This window comes from Mycobacterium sp. NGS16 (genome assembly GCF_059813225.1).
This window is the reverse complement of record NZ_JCALEE010000009.1, coordinates 18,448-42,220: the sequence shown is the minus strand read 5'-3', so window position 1 is coordinate 42,220 and position 23,773 is coordinate 18,448. Positions and strand designations below refer to the sequence as shown.

At 68.9% G+C, this 23,773-nt stretch carries 23 protein-coding genes; 20 read left to right on the top strand and 3 right to left on the bottom strand.

The window, feature by feature from the left end:
* Positions 1 to 36 precede the first annotated feature (36 nt).
* The 9 genes from AC5Y4Q_RS17975 to AC5Y4Q_RS17935 all read left to right on the top strand — a co-directional run bounded on the left by AC5Y4Q_RS17975 (position 37) and on the right by AC5Y4Q_RS17935 (position 9,137).
* On the top strand, positions 37 to 837 hold the full coding sequence (locus AC5Y4Q_RS17975) for a helix-turn-helix transcriptional regulator (protein WP_499959842.1): 801 nt from the start codon (positions 37 to 39) through the stop codon (positions 835 to 837).
* A 67-nt stretch (positions 838 to 904) separates the two neighbouring features.
* Positions 905 to 2,365, top strand: a complete 1,461-nt coding sequence (sufB, locus tag AC5Y4Q_RS17970; RefSeq protein ID WP_499959840.1) for a Fe-S cluster assembly protein SufB — start codon at positions 905 to 907, stop codon at positions 2,363 to 2,365.
* On the top strand, positions 2,365 to 3,546 hold the full coding sequence (gene sufD, locus AC5Y4Q_RS17965; RefSeq protein WP_499959838.1) for a Fe-S cluster assembly protein SufD: 1,182 nt from the start codon (positions 2,365 to 2,367) through the stop codon (positions 3,544 to 3,546). Before sufB ends, sufD begins: the two co-directional genes overlap by 1 nt.
* 29 nt (positions 3,547 to 3,575) lie before the next feature.
* Entirely contained in the window at positions 3,576 to 4,358 is a 783-nt protein-coding gene (sufC, locus tag AC5Y4Q_RS17960) for a Fe-S cluster assembly ATPase SufC (protein WP_064920933.1), read from the top strand.
* Positions 4,359 to 4,361: 3 nt separating this feature from the next.
* Positions 4,362 to 5,618, top strand: a complete 1,257-nt coding sequence (locus AC5Y4Q_RS17955; RefSeq protein WP_064920932.1) for a cysteine desulfurase — start codon at positions 4,362 to 4,364, stop codon at positions 5,616 to 5,618.
* Positions 5,619 to 5,622: 4 nt separating this feature from the next.
* Positions 5,623 to 6,120 (top strand): Fe-S cluster assembly sulfur transfer protein SufU, encoded by a 498-nt coding sequence (sufU, locus tag AC5Y4Q_RS17950; RefSeq protein ID WP_064920931.1) that lies wholly within the window; start codon positions 5,623 to 5,625, stop codon positions 6,118 to 6,120.
* Positions 6,117 to 6,458: a metal-sulfur cluster assembly factor gene (locus AC5Y4Q_RS17945; RefSeq protein WP_064920930.1), complete on the top strand. Its 342-nt coding sequence runs from the start codon at positions 6,117 to 6,119 to the stop codon at positions 6,456 to 6,458. Before sufU ends, AC5Y4Q_RS17945 begins: the two co-directional genes overlap by 4 nt.
* Before the next feature lie 14 nt (positions 6,459 to 6,472).
* Complete coding sequence (locus AC5Y4Q_RS17940; RefSeq protein WP_064920929.1) at positions 6,473 to 7,285, top strand: MBL fold metallo-hydrolase; 813 nt, start codon at positions 6,473 to 6,475, stop codon at positions 7,283 to 7,285.
* Positions 7,286 to 7,403: 118 nt separating this feature from the next.
* Positions 7,404 to 9,137, top strand: a complete 1,734-nt coding sequence (locus tag AC5Y4Q_RS17935; protein ID WP_064920928.1) for an amidohydrolase — start codon at positions 7,404 to 7,406, stop codon at positions 9,135 to 9,137.
* 6 nt (positions 9,138 to 9,143) lie between these two features.
* On the opposite strand, the gene AC5Y4Q_RS17930 is transcribed toward AC5Y4Q_RS17935, so the two are convergent.
* Positions 9,144 to 9,794: a DUF5666 domain-containing protein gene (locus tag AC5Y4Q_RS17930; protein ID WP_065018877.1), complete on the bottom strand. Its 651-nt coding sequence runs from the start codon at positions 9,792 to 9,794 to the stop codon at positions 9,144 to 9,146.
* Positions 9,795 to 9,970: 176 nt separating this feature from the next.
* Here AC5Y4Q_RS17930 and trxA point away from each other — a divergent pair, with 176 nt between their 5' ends.
* The 4 genes from trxA (at position 9,971) to AC5Y4Q_RS17910 (ending at position 13,153) form a co-directional block, all read left to right on the top strand.
* Entirely contained in the window at positions 9,971 to 10,345 is a 375-nt protein-coding gene (trxA, locus tag AC5Y4Q_RS17925; protein ID WP_065018876.1) for a thioredoxin, read from the top strand.
* 26 nt (positions 10,346 to 10,371) lie between these two features.
* Positions 10,372 to 11,205: an enoyl-CoA hydratase gene (locus tag AC5Y4Q_RS17920; RefSeq protein ID WP_499959834.1), complete on the top strand. Its 834-nt coding sequence runs from the start codon at positions 10,372 to 10,374 to the stop codon at positions 11,203 to 11,205.
* Positions 11,206 to 11,228: 23 nt separating this feature from the next.
* Positions 11,229 to 12,866 (top strand): ABC-F family ATP-binding cassette domain-containing protein, encoded by a 1,638-nt coding sequence (locus AC5Y4Q_RS17915; protein WP_065018874.1) that lies wholly within the window; start codon positions 11,229 to 11,231, stop codon positions 12,864 to 12,866.
* 89 nt (positions 12,867 to 12,955) lie between these two features.
* On the top strand, positions 12,956 to 13,153 hold the full coding sequence (locus tag AC5Y4Q_RS17910) for a helix-turn-helix domain-containing protein (protein ID WP_064920916.1): 198 nt from the start codon (positions 12,956 to 12,958) through the stop codon (positions 13,151 to 13,153).
* 76 nt (positions 13,154 to 13,229) lie between these two features.
* Here AC5Y4Q_RS17910 and AC5Y4Q_RS17905 read toward each other — a convergent pair whose 3' ends face one another.
* Entirely contained in the window at positions 13,230 to 13,793 is a 564-nt protein-coding gene (locus AC5Y4Q_RS17905; protein ID WP_064920915.1) for a TetR/AcrR family transcriptional regulator, read from the bottom strand.
* Between the two features lie 23 nt (positions 13,794 to 13,816).
* Complete coding sequence (gene acnA / locus AC5Y4Q_RS17900) at positions 13,817 to 16,612, bottom strand: aconitate hydratase AcnA (protein ID WP_499959886.1); 2,796 nt, start codon at positions 16,610 to 16,612, stop codon at positions 13,817 to 13,819.
* 196 nt (positions 16,613 to 16,808) lie between these two features.
* Here acnA and AC5Y4Q_RS17895 point away from each other — a divergent pair, with 196 nt between their 5' ends.
* From AC5Y4Q_RS17895 to fabG1, 7 genes are all read left to right on the top strand, one after another.
* Positions 16,809 to 17,315 (top strand): Rv1476 family membrane protein, encoded by a 507-nt coding sequence (locus AC5Y4Q_RS17895; RefSeq protein WP_328589405.1) that lies wholly within the window; start codon positions 16,809 to 16,811, stop codon positions 17,313 to 17,315.
* A 244-nt stretch (positions 17,316 to 17,559) separates the two neighbouring features.
* Complete coding sequence (gene ripA, locus AC5Y4Q_RS17890) at positions 17,560 to 18,966, top strand: NlpC/P60 family peptidoglycan endopeptidase RipA (protein WP_065018873.1); 1,407 nt, start codon at positions 17,560 to 17,562, stop codon at positions 18,964 to 18,966.
* A gap of 11 nt (positions 18,967 to 18,977) precedes the next feature.
* Positions 18,978 to 19,673: an NlpC/P60 family peptidoglycan endopeptidase RipB gene (gene ripB / locus AC5Y4Q_RS17885; protein WP_064920913.1), complete on the top strand. Its 696-nt coding sequence runs from the start codon at positions 18,978 to 18,980 to the stop codon at positions 19,671 to 19,673.
* A gap of 121 nt (positions 19,674 to 19,794) precedes the next feature.
* The gene (gene moxR1, locus AC5Y4Q_RS17880) at positions 19,795 to 20,904 is read left to right on the top strand and encodes a chaperone MoxR1 (RefSeq protein WP_064920954.1); all 1,110 of its coding nucleotides are present in this window, start codon (positions 19,795 to 19,797) and stop codon (positions 20,902 to 20,904) included.
* 59 nt (positions 20,905 to 20,963) lie between these two features.
* On the top strand, positions 20,964 to 21,875 hold the full coding sequence (locus AC5Y4Q_RS17875; RefSeq protein ID WP_065018885.1) for a DUF58 domain-containing protein: 912 nt from the start codon (positions 20,964 to 20,966) through the stop codon (positions 21,873 to 21,875).
* A 31-nt stretch (positions 21,876 to 21,906) separates the two neighbouring features.
* Positions 21,907 to 22,914, top strand: a complete 1,008-nt coding sequence (locus AC5Y4Q_RS17870; protein ID WP_064920912.1) for a VWA domain-containing protein — start codon at positions 21,907 to 21,909, stop codon at positions 22,912 to 22,914.
* Positions 22,915 to 23,013: 99 nt separating this feature from the next.
* On the top strand, positions 23,014 to 23,757 hold the full coding sequence (gene fabG1 / locus AC5Y4Q_RS17865; protein WP_064920911.1) for a 3-oxoacyl-ACP reductase FabG1: 744 nt from the start codon (positions 23,014 to 23,016) through the stop codon (positions 23,755 to 23,757).
* Positions 23,758 to 23,773: the final 16 nt, after the last annotated feature.

The following is a 23,773-nucleotide window of genomic DNA, read 5'->3' as shown; positions in this document are numbered from 1 at the left end:
CTAGACCCGGCCCCGGAATTGCGTCACACTGGTGTTGTGAAATTCGAGGCTGAGGCGAAGGCCGCCACCGAAACCGCCGGGCAACGTCCCGGCGGTGCGGTTTCGCCTGCGACTCAGCCGGACGTCGCCGGCGGCCACGACTCACCGGAGGGCCGGACCCGTCAGGCGGTGGTGCGCCTGCTGATGGAGTCCGGTTCCATCACCGCCGGTGAGATCGGCGCCCGGCTGGGACTGTCGGCCGCCGGGGTGCGGCGCCACCTGGATGCCCTGATCGAGATGGGTGACGCCGAGGCACATGCGCCGGCGTCCTGGCAGCAGGTGGGGCGCGGCCGGCCGGCCAAGCGGTTCCAGCTCACCGCTGCCGGTCGGGGCAAGCTCGGCCACCGCTACGACGACCTCGCGGTGGCCGCGATGCGTCAGCTGCGCGAGATCGGCGGCGAGGACGCGGTGGTCGCCTTCGCCCGCCAGCGCATCGACGGCATCCTGTCCGAGGTCGCCGCCGTCGCCGCCGGTGCCGACAGTGACTCCGACGGGGACCTGGAGGCCACCGCAGAACGGATCGCCGCGGCGTTGACCGAGGCCGGCTACGCCGCTTCCACCGCCCGGGTGGACGGCGGTGTCCCGGGGGTGCAGATCCTGCAGCACCATTGCCCGGTGGCCAACGTCGCCAAGGAGTTCCCGGAGCTGTGCCGGGCCGAACGGCAGGCCATGGCCGAAGTACTCGGCACCCACGTGCAGCGGCTGGCGACCATCGCCGACGGCGGCTACGTCTGCACCACCCACGTACCGCTGATCAACAAGACCACCAAGACCGGCAAGAGCAGCAAACGTCGCTGACCGCACTTACCGACCTTCGGCGCACAGCCTGCGCCGAAGCCACCACGAGCATCAAAGGAGCGTCACCATGACACTCACCCCCGAGGCCGCCGCAGCGGTCTCCCCGGCAGGCGCCGAGCCGGCGACCCAGGAAGAGACGATCGCGTCGCTGGGCCGCTACGAATACGGCTGGGCCGACAGCGATGTCGCGGGCGCCGCCGCCCAGCGTGGCCTGACCGAGGACGTCGTGCGCGACATCTCCGCAAAGAAGAACGAGCCGGAGTGGATGCTGGAAGCCCGGCTGCGGGCGTACCGGACGTTCATGAAAAAGCCCATGCCCAACTGGGGTTCGGATCTGTCCGGCATCGACTTCGACAACATCAAGTACTTCGTGCGGTCCACTGAGAAGCAGGCCCAGACCTGGGATGACCTGCCCGACGACATCCGCAACACCTATGACCGCCTCGGCATCCCGGAAGCCGAGAAGCAGCGCTACATCGGCGGGGTAGCCGCCCAGTACGAATCCGAGGTGGTGTACCACAAGATCCGCGAAGACCTTGAGGCGCAAGGGGTCATCTTCCTCGACACCGACACCGCGCTGCGGGAGCACGAGGAGCTGTTCCGGGAACACTTCGCCACCGTGATCCCGGCCGGGGACAACAAGTTCTCCGCGCTCAACACCGCGGTGTGGAGCGGCGGATCGTTCATCTACGTGCCCAAGGGCGTGCACGTGGACATCCCGCTGCAGGCCTACTTCCGGATCAACACCGAGAACATGGGCCAGTTCGAGCGCACCCTGATCATCGTCGACGAGGACGCCTACGTGCACTACATCGAGGGCTGCACCGCACCGGTGTACTCGAGCGACTCGCTGCACTCGGCGGTGGTGGAGATCGTCGTCAAGCCGCGCGGCCGCTGCCGCTACACCACCATCCAGAACTGGTCGGTCAACGTCTACAACCTGGTCACCAAGCGGGCGCGGGCCGAAGAGGGCGCCACCATGGAGTGGGTCGACGGCAACATCGGCTCCAAGGTCACCATGAAGTACCCGGCGGTGTGGATGACCGGCGAGCACGCCAAGGGCGAGGTGCTCTCGGTGGCGTTCGCCGGCGAGGACCAGCACCAGGACACCGGCGCCAAGATGCTGCACCTGGCGCCCAACACCTCATCCAACATCGTCTCCAAGTCCGTGGCGCGCAGCGGCGGCCGCTCCTCCTACCGGGGCCTGGTGGAGATCCACAAGGGCGCCCACGGCGCGAAGTCGAGCGTGAAATGCGATGCGCTGCTGGTCGACGACGTCAGCCGCAGCGACACCTACCCGTATGTCGACATCCGCGAGGACGACGTCACCGTGGGCCACGAGGCCACCGTGTCCAAGGTCAGCGAGAACCAGTTGTTCTACCTGATGAGCCGGGGCCTGACCGAGGACGAGGCGATGGCGATGGTGGTGCGCGGCTTCGTCGAGCCGATCGCCAAGGAACTGCCGATGGAGTACGCCCTGGAGCTCAACAAGCTGATCCAGCTGCAGATGGAAGGCTCGGTGGGCTAGTGACGACCTCCCTCTCCGGAACCAACCTCACCGAAGCGGCCGAAAGCATCAACAAGGGAACCCAATTCACCTCGTTCGACGTCGACGCCTTCGAGGTGCCGCACGGCCGCGACGAGATCTGGCGATTCACCCCGCTGCGCCGGCTGCGCGGCCTACACGACGGTTCCGCGGTCGCCGACGCCGCGGCCACGATCGAGGTCTCGGCGGATGCGGCGGTGCGCAGCGAGACCGTGGCGCGCGGTGATGACCGGCTGGGCGCCGCCGGAGTTCCCGCCGACCGTGTTGCGGCCCAAGCGTTCTCGGCGTTCCGCGAGGCGACGGTGGTCACCGTGCCCAAGGGCGCGAGCATCGAGGAGCCGATCACCGTCACCGTCACCGGTCCGGGTTCCGGTGCGACGGCCTACGGGCACCTGCAGCTGCGCGCCGAGGACCTGTCGCGTGCCACCGTCGTGATCGACGTGCGGGGCAGCGGAACCTACGCCGACAACGTCGAATTCGTCGTCGGTGACGCCGCGCAGCTGACCGTGGTGTGGCTCGCCGAGGCCGCCGCCGACCTGGTGCACGTCAGCATGCACCACGCGGCGCTGGGCAAGGATGCGGTGTTGCGCCACACCGCGGTGCAGCTGGGCGGGGAGGTGGTGCGGCTGACCGGCCGGGTCCGCTTTGACGGTCCGGGTGGCGACGCCGAGCTGCTCGGCCTGTACTTCGCCGACGACGGCCAGCACCTCGAATCGCGGCTGCTGGTCGACCACAGCCAGCCCAACTGCCGCTCCAACGTGCTCTACAAGGGTGCGCTGCAGGGCGACCCGGATTCGGCGCTGCCGGACGCGCACACCGTCTGGGTGGGCGACGTGCTGATCCGCGCGGCGGGCGTGGGCACCGACACCTTCGAGGTGAACCGCAACCTGGTGCTGGCCGACGGCGCCCGCGCGGATTCGATCCCCAACCTCGAGATCGAGACCGGCGAGATCGTCCAGGCCGGCCACGCCAGCGCCACCGGGCGCTTCGACGACCTGCAGCTGTTCTACTTGCAGGCCCGCGGCATTCCGGAAAAACAAGCCCGGCGCCTGATCGTGCGGGGTTTCTTCGGCGAGATCATCGCCAAGATCCCCGTGCCGTTCATCCAGGAGCGCCTCTCCGAAGCCGTCGAGCGTGAACTCGCGGTCACCGAGAACAACTAGCCACCACGACTTAAGGACACCAATCACCAATGAGCACACTGGAAATCAAGGGCCTGCACGTCAGTGTCTCCCCGGGCGGCGCCGATGACGGCACCTCGGCTATCCCGATCCTGCACGGCGTCGACCTGACGGTGAACTCCGGTGAGACGCACGCCCTGATGGGGCCGAACGGGTCGGGCAAGTCCACCCTGTCGTACGCGATCGCCGGCCACCCCAAGTACACCGTGACGTCCGGATCGATCACCCTCGACGGCCAGGACGTGCTGGAGATGACCGTGGACGAACGCGCCCGCGCCGGTCTGTTCCTCGCCATGCAGTACCCGGTCGAGGTGCCGGGTGTGTCGATGTCGAACTTCCTGCGCACCGCGGTGACCGCCGTGCGCGGGGAGGCCCCGAAGCTGCGGACCTGGATCAAGGAGCAACGCGCGGCGTTCGCCGAGCTGGGCATCGATTCGGGTTTCGCGGAGCGCAACGTCAACGAAGGCTTCTCCGGCGGGGAGAAGAAGCGCCACGAGATTCTGCAGCTGAGCCTGCTCAAGCCCAAGATCGCGATCCTGGACGAGACCGACTCGGGCCTGGACGTCGACGCGCTGCGGGTGGTCAGCGAAGGGGTGAACCGCTACCAGGAGGCCGAGAACGGCGGCGTGCTGCTGATCACGCACTACACCCGCATCCTGCGGTACATCCAGCCGCAGTTCGTGCACGTCTTCGCCGGTGGGCGCATCGTCGAGTCGGGCGGTCCGGAACTCGCCGACGAGCTGGAGGAGAACGGCTACGAACGCTTCACCGCCGAGGCGACAGCGGAGGCCTGAGAAATGACACTGTCGGTCAGTCGTCCGGCGCCGCCGGACCTCGACGCGATTCGGGCGGACTTCCCGATCCTGCATCGCGTCATGCGTGGCGGAAGCCGGCTGGCCTACCTGGATTCCGGTGCCACCTCCCAGCGCCCGCTGCAGGTGCTCGATGCCGAGCGCGAGTTTCTGCTGAACTCCAACGGCGCGGTGCACCGGGGGGCGCACCAGCTGATGGAGGAGGCAACCGACGCCTACGAGGACGGCCGCGGCGCCATCGCGGCCTTCGTCGGCGCCGACACCGACGAGCTGGTGTTCACCAAGAACGCCACCGAATCGCTGAACCTGGTGTCCTATGCGCTCGGTGATGACCGCTTCGAGAACGCGGTCGGCCCCGGCGATGTCATCGTCACCACCGAGCTGGAGCACCACGCCAACCTGATTCCGTGGCAGGAGCTGGCGCGGCGCACCGGCGCCACCCTGCGCTGGTACGGCGTGACCGACGACGGCCGCATCGACCTGGACTCGCTGCAGCTCGATGAGCGGGTCAAAGTCGTTGCTTTCACCCATCATTCAAACGTGACCGGTGCACTGGCCCCAGTCGGCGAGCTGGTGTCGCGGGCCCGCGCGGTGGGTGCGCTCACGGTGCTCGACGCCTGCCAATCGGTGCCGCACCAGCCGGTCGACCTGCACGCCCTCGACGTCGACTTCGCCGCGTTCTCCGGCCACAAGATGCTGGGCCCCAACGGGATCGGGGTGCTCTACGGCCGGTCGTTGGCGGCGCTGCCGCCGTTTATCACCGGCGGCTCGATGATCGAGACCGTGACGATGGCGGCGAGCACCTATGCGCCGCCGCCGCAACGTTTCGAGGCCGGTACCCCGATGACCTCGCAGGTGGTGGGGCTGGCCGCGGCCGCCCGCTACCTGGACGCGATCGGGATGGACGTGGTGGAAGCCCACGAACGCGAACTGGTGGCCGCCACCCTCGAGGGGCTGGCCGGCATCGACGGGGTGCGCATCGTCGGGCCGACCACGATGGCCGACCGCGGGTCGCCGGTCTCGTTCGTGATCGACGGCGTGCACGCGCACGATGTCGGCCAGGTGCTCGACGACGACGGGGTCGCGGTGCGGGTGGGTCACCACTGCGCAATGCCGTTGCACCGCAAGTTCAACGTGGCGGCCACCGCCCGGGCGTCGTTCGCGGTGTACAACACCCACGACGAGGTCGAGCGGCTGCTGGCGGGGATTCACCGGGCCGTGAAATTCTTCGGGGGAGCGTGACCGGATGCGGCTGGAGCAGTTCTATCAGGAAGTGATCCTCGATCACTACAAGCACCCGCAGCACCGTGGCCTGCGCGAGCCGTACGGCGCCGAAGTGCACCACGTCAACCCGACCTGCGGTGACGAGTTGACCCTGCGGGTGGCGCTCTCCGATGACGGCACGACGATCGCCGACATCTCCTATGACGGGCAGGGCTGCTCGATCTCGCAGGCGGCGACCTCGGTGCTGGCCTGCGAGGTGATCGGAACGACGATTCCGCAAGCGCTGGCGACCTTCGACGCGTTCCACGAGATGATCTCGTCGCGGGGGACCGTGGCGGGCGACGAGGAGGTGCTCGGCGACGGGGTCGCGTTCGCCGGGGTGGCCAAGTATCCGGCACGGGTCAAGTGCGCGCTGCTCGGCTGGATGGCATTCAAGGACGCGTTGGCGCAAACGCTTGCAAAGACAGAAGAACACGCGCTGGCATCGGCCGGTGTGACAACTCAGGAGATGGAGCAATGAGCGAAACCGCACCGGAAGACTTGTTGGCCGAGGTCGAGGAGTCGATGCATGACGTCATCGACCCCGAGATCGGCATCAACGTCGTCGACCTGGGGTTGATGTACGACCTGTCGATCCGGCAGGACGAGGACGGCCCGGCCGCCGTCGTGACCATGACGCTCACCTCGCCGGCCTGCCCGCTGCAGGACATGATCGCCGAGCAGATCGAGAACGCCACGGTGGGCGCGGGCCTGGTCAAAAAGGTCGACCTGTCCTGGGTGTGGGAGCCGGCCTGGGGCCCCGACAAGATCACCGACGAGGGCCGCGAGATGATGCGCGCCGTCGGCTTCACGGTCTAAGCGGAGCCGGCCGCGTGTTCTGGCTGTGCCGGACATGCGGCGTCGAGCACGCTGCCACGCCGGATGTCTGCGCGATCTGTGCCGACGAGCGGCAGTGGGTGCCGGCCGAGGGCCAGCAGTGGGCGACGCTCGAGGAGCTGGTCGCCGAGGGGATGCGCTCCACCGTCGCCGACTTGGAACCCGGGCTGATCGCGGTCGGCAGCACCCCGCCGCTCGGCATCGGCCAGCTGGGCAAGCTGGTGTGCACTGCGGGCGGGAACGTGCTGTGGGATCCCTCGGGGTTCCTCGACGACGCCGCGGTGGCCGCGGTGACCGAGCACGGCCCGGTCGTCGGGATCGTCGCAAGCCACCCGCACATGTTCGGCGCCCAGGTGCAGTGGAGCCGCCGGCTCGGTGGGGTGCCGGTCTACGTCAACGCCGCCGACGCGCGCTGGGTGATGCGCCCTGACCCGGTGATCAGCTACTGGTCGGACCGGCTGGAGTTGACGCCGACCCTCGCGGTTGTACAGGTCGGTGGCCATTTCCCCGGCAGCGCGGTGGCCTGCTGGGACGACGGCGCCGACGGGCGCGGGGTGCTGCTGGTCGGTGACACCATCTTCCCGAACCCGGACCGGCGTACCGTGGCGTTCCTGCGCAGCTATCCGAATCGGATTCCGCTCTCAGCCGCGGTGGTGCACCGGATGGCCGACACCTTGGCGCGGTTGCGCTTCGACCGCATCTACGGGCTGCAGGCGAACACCATCGACACCGACGCCGCGGCCGCGGTCCGGTTCTCGGCCGACCGGCACGCCGCCTGGGTCCGCGGTGACCACGACGACCTGACCTGATGCGCCGCCGGGTGGCTGGTCGGCGCACGCGCGCGGGTCGCTGCCATACTCGTCGCGTGAACCGCGTAAGGCCGCTGGCGGCGGCGGTCGACTGCGACTGAGGAAGAGCAGACACACGGTGACGACGAGCAGGCGACGGTTCCTGGCGGGGATGGCCGCTGCGGCGGCCGGCACGGCGGTCGGCGGGCTCGCCGGATGCGGATCGCGGGGGCCGGGCGCGGACACCATCTTCATCGGCGGCCCGGTGGTGACGGTGGCGCCAGGGCTTCCCGAGGCCGAAGCGCTCGCCGTCACCGGCGCCCGGATCAGCAAGGTGGGCACTGCCGAGGAGGTGCTGCGGCTGCGCGGATCGGGGACCACGGTGGTCGACCTGCGCGGGCGGGCGTTGCTGCCGGCGTTCGTGGAACCGCATGGCCACCCGTTCGAGATGGGCACCACCTTGGCCCCGCCGGCCATCGACGTGCGCCCCTTCACGGTCTCAAGCGCCGGCGGCGTGTTCGAAAAGCTCACCGAGGCGGTGGCCGACACACCCAAGGGCCAGCCGATCCTGCTCAACGGGGTGGACCCGCTGCTGCAGACCGGGCTGCGTCCGTTCAGCCGCACCGAGCTGGACCGATTGGCGCCGCACAACCCGGTCGTGATCATCAGCAACAGCGGGCACGCCGGCTACGCCAACACCGCCGCGTTCGCCGCGGCCGGGATCACCAAGACCACCCCCAACCCGGCCGGGGCGCAGTATCTGCACGGGCCCGACGGGCAGCTGAGTGGCGAGGTGCGCGAGGCGGCGGCGCTGAAGGCGCTGACCGCTCCGTTCTCCGGGGCGATCATGGCCAACGCCGGTGACAATCTGCGCTGGGCCTATGCGCAGCTGGCCCGCGCGGGTATCGCCACGGCCACCGAGCACTCCTATGACGCGCGCTCGCAATCGGAGGTGTTCAGCAAGCTGGCCCAGCAGGCCGACTGCGCAGTGCGCGTCCGTGCCTACGAGATCGGTACGCCGGAGCTGGCCGAAGACCCGAACAATGTGCGCGGCAAGCGGGCCGGCGCGGACGTGCTGTTCGACAAGATCGGGATGAAGCTGTGGGCGGACGGGTCGCCATGGCAGGGCAACATCTTCACCACCTTCCCGTATCTGAACAATGCGACCACGGCGAGCATGGGCCTGGGCCGCGACCACCGCGGCGGGATGAACTACACCCCCGAGCAGATCCAGGAGCTGGCAACGGCTTTCATCGATCAGCGCTGGCAGGTCTCCTGCCATGTGCACGGTGACGCCGCGATCGACGTCGTGCTGGACGTCTTCGAGCAGGCGCAGGTGCCCCCGGCGCTGCGGCCCCGGCTCGAACACGTCGGCGCGATGCGGCCCGACCAGTTCGCCCGGGCGGCGCACCTGGGCGTCACCCCGAGCCTGTTCATCGAGCACATCTACTTCTGGGGAGATGTGCTGGTGAACAAACTGTTCGGCCCCGATCACGGGGCGCACTGGATGTCGGCGCGCTCGGCTTTCGATGCCGGGCTGCGCGCCTCCTTCCACAACGACGGCACCGTCACCCCGCCCGACCCGATCGGCAACATCGCCACCGCGGTGAACCGGATCGCCAAGGGCAGCGGCCGGGTGTTGGCCCCCGAGCAGCGGATCGGTGTCGACGCCGCGATCAGGGCGCAGACGCTCAACGCCGCCTGGCAGCTGCGGTTGGATACCGAGATCGGCAGCCTGGAGGCCGGCAAGTACGCGGATCTGGTGGTGCTCTCCGACAATCCGCGCCGGGTGCCGCCGGCCGACCTGCGCGACGTCGCGGTCGAGGCGACGTATCTGATGGGCCGGCAGACCTACGGGAAGGTGCTGGGGTAGCCGGCCCTACACCGCCGGTTCGGGGCAGGCGTCGCCGTCGGGCGCCCAGACACTGACCCGCGTCGCCTGCAGCACGCCGTCACCGTCGCGGGTGCCGCGGGCGGCGACGCACTTGCCGGCGCTGATCACCCCGGCGCCCACGGTGACCATCCTGCGCAGGTGGGTGTCGTCGGTGACCGTCACGGTGGTGGTCTGCCCGCTGGCGCCGGTGACGGTGAGGGTGTTGCCGGCCACGGAGTCGACGACCCCGCGGACCCCGCGATGCGGTACCGGCGGCGCGGGGGCGTCGGCGCCACCGGGCCGCTGCGGGCACTTGCCGTCGACCGGGGCGCTGATCGCCACCCATTTCGCGGAGATCGCACCGCTGTCGGCGGGGGCGCTGTCCGGGGTGGCGCCGGCGCGGATGCAGGTGCCTGCGGTGATCTCGCCCAGTTGCGCGGGCACCGGCTCGACGATGCGGGTGGCGTCGGTGTAGGCCACCGTGGTGGCCCCGGCCGGCCGGGCCACCTCGAAGGTGTTGCCGGAGACCGAGGTGACCGGGCCGATCACCCGGTCGCCCTCGGCGTGGGCCGCTGCCGGGACCAACAGCGCGGCGCCGAACACGGCGGCGGCGCCGGTGAGGGCGTAGATCGCGGGGGTGCTGGGGCGGGCGGACATCAGCAGTTCTCCGATCGTCGACGTCGGCGGCCACGGTGCCGCCGGCAGGTGCTACCACCGTCAATGGCCGAGTTAGCGCACAGCTAGCTCTGTGCTGTGAGCCCGCTGTGTAAGCGGCTCGGTCTTTGCCCGGCCGGGCCGGGAACACCGCGGGAAGCCCGGGCGTTGGCCCAATCATGGCAACTCAAGACTTAACCGCAGCGAAATTCGAAGAAACCATCGCCGATAACGACATCGTGTTGGTCGATTTCTGGGCCTCCTGGTGCGGGCCGTGCCGGTCGTTCGCGCCGACGTTCGCCGCCGCCTCCGAGAACCACCCCGACGTGGTCTTCGCCAAGGTCGACACCGAGGCCGAGCAGCAACTGGCCGCCGCCGCCCAGATCCGCTCCATCCCCACCCTGATGGCGTTCAAGAAGGGCACATTGGTGTTCAACCAGGCCGGCGCGCTGCCGCCGGCGGCGTTGGAGCATCTGGTTCAGCAGGTCAAGGATCTCGACGTCGAGGCCGCCCTGGCCGAACAAGCCGCCCAGGACAAGCCCGAACAGGTCTGAGGCGTCGCACGCGATAGCGTGCAACGGTGACCACCGCATCCGAGCCCGGCTCCGAATTCGTCCTAGTCGAACGGCCCCGTCCGCAGGTCGCCCTGATCACACTCAATCGCCCCGAGCGGATGAACTCGATGGCGTTCGACGTGATGGTGCCGCTGCGCGATGCACTGGCCGAGATCAGCTACGACAACGCGGTCCGCGTGGTGGTGCTGACCGGCGCGGGGCGGGGCTTCTCCTCGGGCGCCGACCACAAGTCGGCCGGTTCGGTGCCGCACGTGGCCGGGCTCACCCGCCCGAGTTTCGGATTGCGGTCGATGGAACTGCTCGACGACATCATCCTGGCGCTGCGCCGGCTGCACCAGCCGGTGATCGCCGCGGTCAACGGCGCCGCCATCGGCGGCGGCCTGTGCCTGGCCCTGGCGGCCGACATCCGGGTCGCCGCGACGGGCGCCTACTTCCGGGCGGCCGGGATCAACAACGGCCTGACCGCCAGCGAACTGGGACTGAGTTACCTGCTGCCCAGGGCGATCGGGGCCTCGCGGGCGTTCGAGATCATGCTCACCGGCCGCGACGTCGACGCCGCCGAAGCCGAGCGGATCGGCCTGGTCTCCCGGGTGGTGGACGGCCCGGATCTGCTGGACACCTGCTACGAGCTGGCCGAGCGGATCGCGGGATTCTCCCGGCCGGGCACCGAACTGACCAAGCGGACGCTGTGGAGCGGACTCGATGCCGGTAGTCTGGAGGGGCACATGCAGGCCGAGGGGCTTGGACAGCTCTATGTGCGCCTGTTGACCAGCAACTTCGAGGAAGCCGTCGCTGCGCGCGCCGAGAAGCGCCCACCGGTCTTCACCGACGACAAGTAATCGATTCAGGAGAATGCGCGCCCGTGATCACCGCTACGGACCTGGAGGTCCGCGCCGGAGCGCGCACCCTGCTCGACTCGGTCGGCTCGGTGCTGCGGGTGCAACCCGGCGACCGGATCGGCCTGGTCGGCCGCAACGGCGCCGGCAAGACCACCACGCTGCGCATCCTCGCCGGTGAAGGCGAGCCCTACGCGGGCACCATCACCCGTACCGGCGAGATCGGCTATCTGCCGCAGGATCCCCGCGAAGGCAATCTCGACGTCCTGGCCCGCGACCGGGTGCTGTCGGCCCGCGGCCTGGATGCGATCTTGGCCGACTTGGAGAAGCAGCAGGTGTTGATGGCCGAGGTCGTCGACGACGCCGAACGGGACCGCGCCATCCGCCGCTACGGCCAACTCGAGGAGCGGTTCGCCGCACTGGGCGGTTATGCGGCCGAGAGCGAAGCGGGCCGGATCTGCACCAGCCTGGGCTTGCCCGAGCGGGTGCTGACGCAACCGCTGCGCACCCTGTCCGGCGGCCAACGGCGCCGGGTGGAGCTGGCCCGCATCCTGTTCGCCGCCGGCGAAGGGGGTTCCGGCGGCGCCGGTTCGAGCACCACCTTGCTGCTCGACGAACCGACCAACCACCTGGACGCCGATTCGATCGGCTGGCTGCGCGACTTCTTGAAGGGCCACAGCGGGGGACTGGTGCTGATCAGTCACGACGTGGATCTGCTGGCCGACGTGGTCAATCGGGTCTGGTTCCTCGATGCGGTGCGTGGCGAGGCCGACGTCTACAACATGGGCTGGCAGAAGTACCTCGACGCCCGGGCCACCGATGAACAGCGGCGCCGCCGGGAACGCGCCAACGCCGAACGCAAGGCCTCGGCGCTGCGCACCCAGGCCGCCAAGATGGGCGCGAAAGCGACCAAAGCCGTTGCGGCGCAGAACATGTTGCGACGCGCTGACCGGTTGATGGCCGCGCTGGACGAGGAACGCGTCGCCGACAAGGTCGCCCGGATCAAATTCCCGACCCCGGCCGCGTGCGGGAAGACTCCGCTGATGGCCAGCGGCCTGACCAAGACCTACGGATCGCTGGAGGTGTTCAGCGGCGTGGACCTGGCCATCGACCGGGGATCGCGGGTGGTGGTCCTGGGCCTCAACGGCGCCGGCAAGACCACGCTGCTGCGCGTGCTGGCCGGCGTGGAAACACCCGATACCGGTCAACTCGAGCCCGGATTCGGTTGCAAGATCGGCTATTTCGCCCAGGAGCACGACACGATCGACAACGCCGCCACGGTGTGGGAGAACATCCGGCACGCCGCACCTGACACCGGCGAACAGGATCTGCGTGGCCTGCTGGGCGCGTTCATGTTCACCGGACCGCAGTTGGAGCAGCCGGCCGGAACGCTGTCCGGCGGCGAGAAGACCCGACTGGCGTTGGCCGGGCTGGTGGCCTCGACCGCGAACGTGCTGTTGCTCGACGAGCCGACCAACAACCTCGATCCCGCCTCGCGGGAGCAGGTGCTCGACGCGCTGCGCAGCTATCAAGGCGCGGTCGTACTGGTCACCCACGACCCGGGGGCGGCCGAGGCGCTCGACCCGCAGCGGGTGGTGTTATTGCCCGACGGCACCGAGGACCACTGGTCGCAGGAGTACCGCGACTTGATCGAGTTGGCATAGCAAGGCCGCATTTCGGCCAAAGCCGCCCGGTATCGCCGAGGCCTTCTTACGCTGAACCCGTTGGGTCGGCGAGGGGATGGTGAGGGGACGTGGCGACGACGAAGCCGGACAAGGCGCGCGATCGACAGCTGGTCGAATTGCGCAACGCCTACGAACGGGGGGCCAGCATCCGAAGCCTGGTGGCGTCTACCGGGCGGTCGTACGGATCGGTACACAGCATGCTGCGGGAGTCGGGTGTGGCGATGCGCAGCCGCGGGGGACCCAACCACCGCACCCGTTCGCGCTAAGCGAGCGTGTAACCACTGCGATTTCGCTGCAATTTTTCCGCAGTGGGTGCACGTTCGGCCGATGTCGGGGCCGAAATCAGCGCTGCCGCACCGAGTCCTCGACCAGATCGAGGACCGCGGACAGCCGCTGGGGATCCTCGCCGGAGGCCAGCCGTGCCACCAGGCCGTCGAGCACCAGGTCCAGATAGGTGTGCAGCACGTCGGCCGGAACGTCGTCGCGCAGCCGGCCGGCCTGCTTCTGGCGCTGCAGCCGATCCGTTGTGGCAGCGGACAATTCGGCTGACCGCTCCGCCCAGCCCCGGCTGAACTCCGGGTCGTGGCGCAGCTTGCGGGCAATCTCCAGGCGGGTGGCCAGCCAGTCGAACTGCTCAGGCGCGGCCAGCATGTCCCGCATCACGCCGATCAGGCCCTCACGTGAGGCGACGTCGGCCATCCGCTCGGCGTCCTCACGGGCCAGCTCGAAGAACAACGTGTCCTTGTCGCGGAAGTGATGGAAGATCGCCCCCCGCGACAGCCCGACCGTCTGCTCCAGCCGGCGCACCGTGGCCCCGTCGTAGCCGTAGGCGGCGAAGCACCGGCGCGCGCCGTCAAGGATCTGGCGACGCCGGGCCGCCAGGTGGTCCTCGCTGACCCTGGGCATCAGCAGTTCGCCGCCTACGCGGGCTACTTGTTGGCCTTGAGCATGTTGCGCAGCACGTACTGCAGGATGCCGCCGTTGCGGTAGTAGTCGGCCTCACCGGGGGTGTCGATGCGCACCACGGCGTCGAACTCGACAGCACTACCGTCGGCCTTGGTGGCCTTGACGTGCACCGTCTTCGGGGTCTTGCCCTTGTTGAGTTCTTCGATACCGGTGATGTCGTACACCTCGGTGCCATCGAGCTTGAGCGATGCCGCGGACTCCCCGGCCGGGAACTGCAGCGGGATCACGCCCATGCCGATCAGGTTGGAGCGGTGGATGCGCTCGAACGACTCGGTGATCACCGCGCGCACCCCCAACAGCACCGTGCCCTTGGCCGCCCAGTCACGCGACGAACCGGAGCCGTACTCCTTGCCGCCCAGCACCACCAGCGGGATGTTCTGCGCCGCATAGTTCTGCGCGGCGTCGAAGATGAACGCCTGCGGGCCGCCGTCGACGGTGAAGTCGCGGGTGTAGCCGCCGGACACATCGTCGAGCAACTGGTTGCGCAGCCGGATGTTGGCGAACGTGCCGCGGATCATCACCTCGTGGTTGCCGCGCCGCGAGCCCAGGGAGTTGAAGTCCTTGGGGGAGACGCCGTTGGCCTCCAGATACTGGGCGGCCGGGGTGCCCTTCTTGATCGCACCGGCCGGGCTGATGTGGTCGGTGGTGACCGAATCACCCAGCAGCGCAAGCACTCGGGCGCCGGTGATGTCGGCGACCGGGGTCGGTTCGGCGGGCATGCCGTCGAAGTACGGCGCCTTGCGCACATACGTCGACTTCTCGTCCCAAGCGAAGGTGTTGCCCTCCGGGGTAGGCAGCGAACGCCAGCGCTCGTCGCCCTTGAACACATCGGCATACGAGCTGGCGAACATGTCCCGGTCGATCGAGGAGGCGATGGTCTCCTGGATCTCGGCGGTGGACGGCCAGATGTCCTTCAAGAACACGTCGTTGCCGTCGGTGTCCTGACCCAGCGGCTCGGTGGCGAAGTCGAAGTCCATGGTTCCGGCGATGGCGTAGGCGATGACCAGCGGCGGGGAGGCCAGGTAGTTCATCTTCACGTCCGGCTGGATGCGGCCCTCGAAGTTGCGGTTGCCCGACAGCACCGCCGTCACCGACAGGTCGTTGTCGTTGATCGCCTTGGAGATCTCCTCGGGCAGCGGGCCGGTGTTGCCGATGCAGGTGGTGCAGCCGTAACCGCCCAGGTAGAAGCCGAGCTTCTCCAGGTACGGCCACAGGCCGGCCTTGTTGTAGTAGTCGGTGACCACCTGCGAGCCGGGTGCCATGTTGGTCTTGACCCACGGCTTGGAGGTCAGGCCCTTCTCGACAGCCTTCTTGGCCAGCAGCGCCGCACCCAGCATCACCTCGGGGTTGGAGGTGTTGGTGCACGAGGTGATGCCCGCGACCACGACGGCGCCGTGGTCGAGGATGAAGTCACCGCGGTCGGCCGAGGACACCTTGACCGGCTTGCTGGGCCGGCCGCTGCAGTTCTGCGCCGCCGAGGGCACTGCCGCGTCGTCGTCGGCGAACGACAGCACCGCCGGGTCCGATGCCGGGAACGACTCTTCGACCGCCTCGTCGAGCTGGCTGTGCGGGGCGTCGCTGTCCTCACCCACGTAGTTGTGAATGTCCTTGCGGAACGCGGTTTTGGCATCCGAGAGCTCGATGCGGTCCTGCGGGCGCTTGGGGCCGGCGATCGAGGGGACGACGGTGCCCAGGTCCAGCTCGATGTACTCGGAGTAGGCCGGCTCGCGCGCCGGGTCGTGCCACATGCCCTGGGCCTTGGCGTAGGCCTCCACCAGGGCCAGCTGCTGCTCGCTGCGTCCGGTCAGCCGCAGGTAGTTGATGGTCTCTTCGTCGATCGGGAAAATCGCTGCCGTGGAACCGAATTCGGGGCTCATGTTGCCCAGGGTGGCGCGGTTGGCCAGCGGCACCTCGGCCACGCCCTTGCCGTAGAACTCGACGAACTTGCCCACCACCCCGTGGCGGCGCAGCATGTCGGTGACGGTCAGCACCACGTCGGTGGCGGTCACGCCGGGCTGGATCTCACCGGTCAGTTTGAACCCGACCACCCGGGGGATCAGCATCGACACCGGCTGGCCCAGCATGGCGGCCTCGGCCTCGATGCCACCCACGCCCCAGCCCAGCACGCCCAGGCCGTTGACCATGGTGGTGTGGCTGTCGGTGCCCACGCAGGTGTCGGGGTAGGCGACCCCGTCGCGCACCATCACGGTGCGGGCCAGGTACTCGATGTTGACCTGGTGCACGATGCCGGTGCCCGGCGGGACCACCTTGAAGTCGTCGAAGGCGCCCTGGCCCCAACGCAGGAACTGGTAGCGCTCGCCGTTGCGCTGGTACTCCAGTTCCACGTTGCGCTCGAAGGCGTCGGCGCGACCGAAGACGTCCAGGATCACCGAGTGGTCGATCACCAGCTCGGCCGGGGCCAGCGGGTTGACCTTCTCGGGGTCACCGCCCAGCGCCGCGACGGCCTCGCGCATGGTGGCCAGGTCGACGATGCAGGGCACGCCGGTGAAGTCCTGCATGACCACCCGCGCCGGGGTGAACTGGATCTCCACGCTGGGCTCGGCGGATGGGTCCCAGCTGGCGATCGCGTTGATGTGGTCCTTGGTGATGTTGGCGCCGTCCTCGGTGCGCAGCAGGTTCTCGGCCAGCACCTTGAGGCTGTAGGGGAGTTTCTCGGTGCCGGGGACGGCGTCGAGGCGGTAGATCTGATAGTCCTCGTCACCCACGGTGAGGGTGTCGCGGGCTCCGAACGAATTCAGCGAATCTGTGCTGGTCACTTCAACTCCCCGAGATTGAGTTCTCCTGCGTCGACGGGTCCGCGCCGACGGGCGCGATAACTCTAACAGTACGATTGTCCTGTATAAAGTAAGGTTTACCTCACCTCGAGCGTGGTTGATACCGTCATCCCTCGTGACCACCCTGCATCCGCCGGCCTACATTCCCGGCGAGCTCTGCATCACCGTCGGCCTCGACCCGGCGACCCCGCCCGACGAGTGCATGGCGCTGGTCAAAGTCGCCGTGGCCGTCGACGGAGTGAGCGCGCCGGCCGCCGACGTGCCGGCGCTGCGCAACGTGGTCGCCGACGCGGCCCGCGACGGTATCGACCTCAAGATCGTCGAGGTCGCCCGCAACCCCGGGATGGACACCGCGCTGCGTGACGTCGCCACGGTGGTCGGCTACGACTATCCGGATGCGACCGTGCTGGTGCTCAGCACTACCTACGTCGGCAGCTACAGCGGACAATTTCACCGCGCCAAATTGGAGGCCGCCGAGGATCACGCCAAAACCGGTGATCCGGTGACCTCGGCGCAGAATTTCGTCAATGAATTGAACACCCCCGATCTGCCGTGGACGGGAATGACGGTGGCGCTGTTGATCGGGGTGGCCGCGGCGGCCGTCGGCACCCGGTTCCTGCAGCAGCGCAGCAAACGCGCCTCTGAGCGCGTCGATGCCGCCGAATAGCGCTCTCAACTGGGACAATCCTCGCCCCTGGGCGATCGGTTGATCGCCCCTATTCAGGCTGCGGCAAAGAACGAGGTCACCGCTTGGTCACAACCGGCTTAATTACAACGACGTAGTTTGTTACGAACGTTTCTCCAGTGACTGATGTGACGTATGGTTCAAAAGGCGTAGCTGTTGTAACTGTGCTTTGCCGCCGGTCGAAGCGCGGCGCCGCCTGCTGAGAGTCCGAGGAGATCCAAGCCGAATGAGACGCATCCGCTGTGGCTCCGATGGCTCTGTCTTCCGGCAGGCCGCCCCGCTCCGCCACCCCGCCGCAGCGTCGGTGCTCAGCGTCGCGCTGCTGTTGGGCACGCCCGGGTTGGCGGCGGCTCAGCCGGTAACAGACCCCGACGGCATCGCCGCGCTGATCGCCGACGTCGCGGAGGCCAATCAGCAACTGCACGACTTGGGCGCACAGATCCAGCAACAAAAGGAGGGCGTCAACAAGGCCCTGGTGGAGCTGCAGACCGCACGCGAGGACGCGGCCGCCGCCCAACACGAGGTGGAGGCCGGCCGCCAGGCGATCGCCGATGCCGACGCCGCCATCGTCGCCGCCCAGAAGCGGTTCAACACCTTCGCCGCGTCGACCTACGTCAACGGGCCGTCGGAGAGCTACCTGACCGCGACCGACCCGTCGGAGATGATCGCCACCGCCGCCGCCGGCCGGACCCTGGCGCTCAGCTCCCAGCAGGCGCTGGACAACCTCAAGCGGGCCCGTACCGAGCAGCTCAACAAGGAGTCGGCAGCCCGGCTGGCCAAGCAGAAGGCCGACCAGGCGGTCGCCGACGCGCAATCCAGCCAGGACGCCGCGGTGGCCGCGCTCACCGAGACCCAGCGCAAATTCGGCGAGCAGCAGGGCGAGATCGACCGGCTGGCCGCCCAGCGTGATCGGGCCCAGGCCCGGCTCGCCGCCGCTCGCCCCCCGCAGCCGCCCGCGGCGGCCGGTGACCGGTGGGGCAACCCTGCCGCGGCCCCGCAGGCCGTCAAGCGCGGCGAGCAGTGGGATGGCGAATGGGATCCGACGCTGCCGATGGTGCCCAGCGCCAACATCCCCGGCGACCCGATCGCCGTGATCAACCAGGTGCTCGGGATCTCGCAGACCTCAGCACAGGTGACCTCGAACCTGGGCCGCCAGTTCCTGCAGTCGATCGGGCTGGCCAAACCCGACGACTCCGGTATCACCAACGGCCGCATCCCGCGGGTGTACGGCCGGCAGGCCTCGGAATATGTGATCCGCCGGGCGCTCTCCCAGCGCGGCGTGCCCTACTCGTGGGGCGGTGGCACCGCCGCGGGGCCCAGCCGCGGCATCGGCTCCGGTTCGGGCACCGTCGGCTTCGACTGCTCGGGACTGATCCTGTACGCCTTCGCCGGGGTGGGCATCAAACTGCCGCACTACTCCGGGTCGCAGTACAAGATGGGCCGCCAGATCCCGACGGCGCTGGCCCGCCGCGGCGACGTCATCTTCTACGGCCCCGGCGGCAGCCAGCACGTCACGCTGTACCTCGGCAACGGCCTGATGCTCGAGGCCCCCGACGTGGGCCAGGTGGTGAAGGTGTCGCCGGTGCGGAAAAGCGGCATGACGCCCTTTGTTGTCCGATACATCGAATACTGACGGTGGAGCGAATGCGACTGAATGCACGACGGTTATCTCGCCTCATCGGGTCGCTGCTGGTGGCGGGCCCGGTGATGCTGGGCCTGGCCGCGCCGGCCGCGGCGGACCCGGGATGGGATCCCACCCTGCCGGCCACGATCAGCGCCGGGGCCCCCGGTGATCCGCTGGCGGTGGCCAACGCGTCGTTGCAGGCCACCGCGCAGGCCACCCAGACCACCATGGACCTGGGCCGCAAGTTCCTGTCCGGGCTGGGCTTCAACGTCGGCGATCAGACCAACGTCTCACCGGGCCAGCGGGTGCACGGCAAGCAGGCCATCGAGTACGTGATCCGCCGCGGCGGATCGCAGCTGGGCGTGCCGTACTCCTGGGGCGGCGGCTCCCTGACCGGTCCCAGCAAGGGGATCGACTCCGGGGCCGGCACCGTCGGCTTCGACTGCTCGGGGCTGATGCGCTACGCGTTCGCCGGCGTCGGCGTGCTGATCCCGCGGTTCTCCGGCGACCAGTACAACGCCGGCCGGCACATTCCGCCCAGCCAGGCCCGTCGCGGTGATCTGATGTTCTACGGCCCCGGTGGCGGCCAGCACGTCACCATGTACCTCGGCGGCGGGAAGATGCTGGAGGCCTCGGGCAGCGCCGGCAAGGTGGTCGTCAGCCCGGTGCGGACCGCCGGGATGACGCCGTACCTGACCCGCATCATCGAGTACTGACGCACCTTACGTCGACGGATGCTGCGAACCCTGGAATAGTGAAACGCGGGCACGACGCTGCCCCTCGGCCCCGGGCCGTGCAAGCAGTTGTGTCTGACCGACCTTTGTGGAGGATTTCTCGATGACGTCATCGGATGGGACGCCCGCGGGCGCCAGCGGTTTCCCCGGCCCGGAGGGTGCCCAAGGCCCCGGTTCAGGTCTGGCCGCCGACGTACACGCGCTGGAGCGGGCCATCTTCGAGGTCAAGCGCGTCATCGTCGGGCAGGACCAGCTCGTCGAGCGGATCCTGGTCGGGCTGCTGGCCAAGGGCCACGTGCTGCTCGAGGGTGTGCCCGGGGTCGCCAAGACGCTGGCGGTGGAGACCTTCGCCAAGGTGGTCGGCGGGACGTTCGCCCGCATCCAGTTCACCCCGGACCTGGTGCCCACCGACATCATCGGTACCCGCATCTACCGGCAGGGCCGCGAGGAGTTCGACACCGAACTCGGCCCGGTGATGGTCAACTTCCTGCTGGCCGACGAGATCAACCGGGCGCCGGCCAAGGTGCAGTCGGCGCTGCTGGAGGTCATGCAGGAGCGCAAGGTGTCCATCGGCGGCAAGACCTTTCCCCTGCCCAACCCGTTCCTGGTGATGGCCACCCAGAACCCGATCGAGCACGAGGGCGTCTACCCGCTGCCCGAAGCGCAGCGCGACCGCTTCCTGTTCAAGATCAACGTCGGCTACCCGTCGCCGGAGGAGGAGCGCGAGATCATCTACCGGATGGGGGTCACCCCGCCGGAGCCCAAGCAGATCCTCAACCCCGGCGACCTGCTGCGGTTGCAGGGGCTGGCGGCCAACAACTTCGTGCACCACGCGCTGGTCGACTACGTGGTCCGGGTCATCACCGCGACCCGGCAGCCCGAGCAGTTCGGCATGCCGGACGTGAAGAGCTGGTTGTCCTTCGGGGCGTCACCGCGGGCCTCGCTGGGCATCATCTCCGCGTCCCGGGCGCTGGCCCTGGTGCGCGGACGTGACTACGTGATCCCGCAGGACGTCATCGAGGTCATCCCCGACGTGCTGCGGCACCGGCTGGTGCTGTCCTACGACGCGCTCGCCGACGAGATCACCTCGGAGATCGTCATCAACCGGGTGCTGCAGACCGTGGCGCTGCCGCAGGTGAATGCCGTTCCGCAGCAGCCGCATTCGGCGTCGCCGGGTGCCCCGACCGCGGCGGCAGTGGCCAGCGGTCGGTGAGCGACCCGGGCACCGGGCAGGGCGCACCAGACCCGGGAACCAGCACCGCACCGCCGTCCATGCTGCGCGGCGACATCCGCGACCCCAAGCTGGCGGCAGCGCTGCGGACCCTTGAGCTGACCGTCAAACGCAAGCTCGACGGGGTGCTGCACGGTGATCACCTCGGCCTGATCCCCGGCCCCGGCTCCGAGCCCGGCGAGTCACGGCTGTATCAGCCCGGCGACGATGTGCGCCGGATGGACTGGTCGGTCACGGCGCGCACCACCCATCCGCACGTGCGCCAGATGATCGCCGACCGGGAGCTGGAGACCTGGCTGGTGATCGACATGTCGGCCAGCATGGATTTCGGCACGTCGACCTGCGAGAAGCGTGATCTGGCGGTGGCCGCGGCCGCGGCCATCATCTTCCTCAACAGCGGCGGCGGTAACCGGCTGGGCGCGTTGGTGGCCAACGGCGAGCGGGTGGTGCGGGTGCCGGCGCGTTCCGGGCGCAACCACGAGCAGACACTGCTGCGCACCATCGCCACCATTCCGCGGGCCCCGGTCGGGGTGCGCGGCGACCTGGCGGCGGCCATCGACGCCCTGCGCCGGCCCGAACGGCGGCGCGGCATGGCGGTCGTGATCAGCGACTTCCTCGGGCCGATCAACTGGATGCGCCCGCTGCGCGCGATCGCCGCCCGCCACGAGGTGCTGGGCATCGAGGTGCTCGACCCGCGCGATGTCGAGCTGCCCGAGGTCGGCGACGTGGTGCTGCAGGACACCGAATCCGGCGTCACCCGGGAGTTCACCATCGACGCCAAACTGCGTGACGACTTCGCCCGGGCCGCTGCCGCCCACCGCGCCGACGTCGCCCACGCGTTGCGCAGCTGCGGGGCGCCGTTGTTGTCGCTGCGTACCGACCGGGACTGGATCGCCGACATCGTCCGATTCGTTGAGTCACGCCGGCGCGGCGCGCTGGCGGGGATGCCCTGATTCCGACCCGCATGCAAAAGACAGGTCTGCTATGACATTGCCGCTCCTTGGGCCGATGACGTTGTCGGGCTTCGCGCACCCGTGGTTCTTCCTGTTCTTGTTCGTCGTCATGGGGCTGGTCGCGCTGTACATCCTCATGCAGGTGGCGCGGCAGCGGCGGATCCTGCGGTTCGCCAACATGGATCTGCTGGAGAGCGTGGCACCCAAGGCGCCGACCCGCTGGCGGCACCTGTCGGCGGTGCTGCTGGTGAGCTCGCTGCTGCTGTTCACCGTCGCGATGGCCGGCCCGACCCACGATGTGCGGATCCCGCGCAACCGTGCGGTGGTGATGCTGGTGATCGACGTGTCGCAGTCGATGCGGGCCACCGACGTCGAGCCCAGCCGGCTGGTCGCCGCGCAGGAGGCCGGCAAGCAGTTCGCCGACGAGCTGACCGCCGGCATCAACCTCGGTCTGATCGCCTACGCCGGCACCGCCACCGTGCTGACCTCGCCGACCACCAATCGCGAGGCCACCAAGGCAGCGATCGACAAGCTGCAACTGGCCGACCGGACCGCCACCGGCGAGGGCATCTTCACCGCGCTGCAGGCGATCGCCACGGTGGGCGCGGTGATCGGCGGCGGTGACACGCCCCCGCCGGCCCGCATCGTGTTGCTCTCCGACGGCAAGGAGACCGTCCCGTCCAACCCGGACAACCCCAAGGGGGCGTTCACTGCGGCGCGCACCGCCAAGGACCAAGGGGTGCCGGTCTCGACGATCTCGTTCGGTACGCCGTACGGCTACGTCGAGATCAACGAGCAACGCCAGCCGGTGCCGGTCGATGACGACTCCCTGAAGAAGATCGCCGACTTGTCCGGCGGCACCGCCTACACCGCCTCCAGCCTGGCGCAGCTCAAGGAGGTCTACGCCACGTTGCAGGACCAGATCGGTTACGAGACGATCCGCGGCGACGCGTCCACCGGCTGGCTGCGCCTGGGCTCGTTGATCCTGGCGCTGGCCGGGCTGGCAGCAGTGCTGCTGAACCGGCGGCTGCCGGTCTGAGGTATCAGCGGGCCGTTGACTCTGCGCGCACGGCGCAGAAGTACGAGTAGCTCGCGCCCTCAGCGCAGAGTCAACGCGTTGGTCCGATAAGTTGACCGGGTGACAGATGCTGCAGAAAACCCCGTCAAGCCGCCATTCGTCTCCCGCTCGGTGCTGGTCACCGGCGGAAACCGGGGCATCGGGTTGGCGATCGCTCAGCGACTGGCCGCCGACGGGCACAAAGTCGCGGTGACCCACCGGGGCTCCGGGGCCCCCGAGGGCCTGTTCGGGGTGGTGTGCGACGTGACCGACAACGACGCCGTCGACCGGGCGTTCAAGGAGGTCGAGGAGCACCAGGGCCCGGTGGAGGTGCTGGTGTCCAACGCCGGTATCTCCAAGGACGCCTTTCTGATGCGGATGACCGAGGAGCGCTTCGAAGAGGTCATCAACGCCAACCTGACCGGGGCATTCCGGGTCGCGCAGCGCGCATCACGCAGCATGCAGCGCAAGCGGTTCGGCCGGATCATCTTCATCGGGTCCGTCTCGGGCATGTGGGGCATTGGCAACCAGGCCAATTACGCGGCCGCCAAGGCCGGTCTGATCGGCATGGCCCGCTCGATCTCCCGCGAGCTGTCCAAGGCGGGCGTCACCGCCAACGTCGTCGCACCCGGCTACATCGACACCGAGATGACCCGGGCGCTCGATGAGCGGATCCAGGCCGGGGCACTGGAGTTCATCCCGGCCAAGCGCGTCGGCACCGCCGAGGAGGTCGCCGGCGCGGTCAGCTTCCTGGCGTCCGAGGACGCCAGTTATATCGCCGGTGCGGTCATTCCGGTCGACGGCGGCATGGGCATGGGCCACTGAGGGCCACTGAGAGATA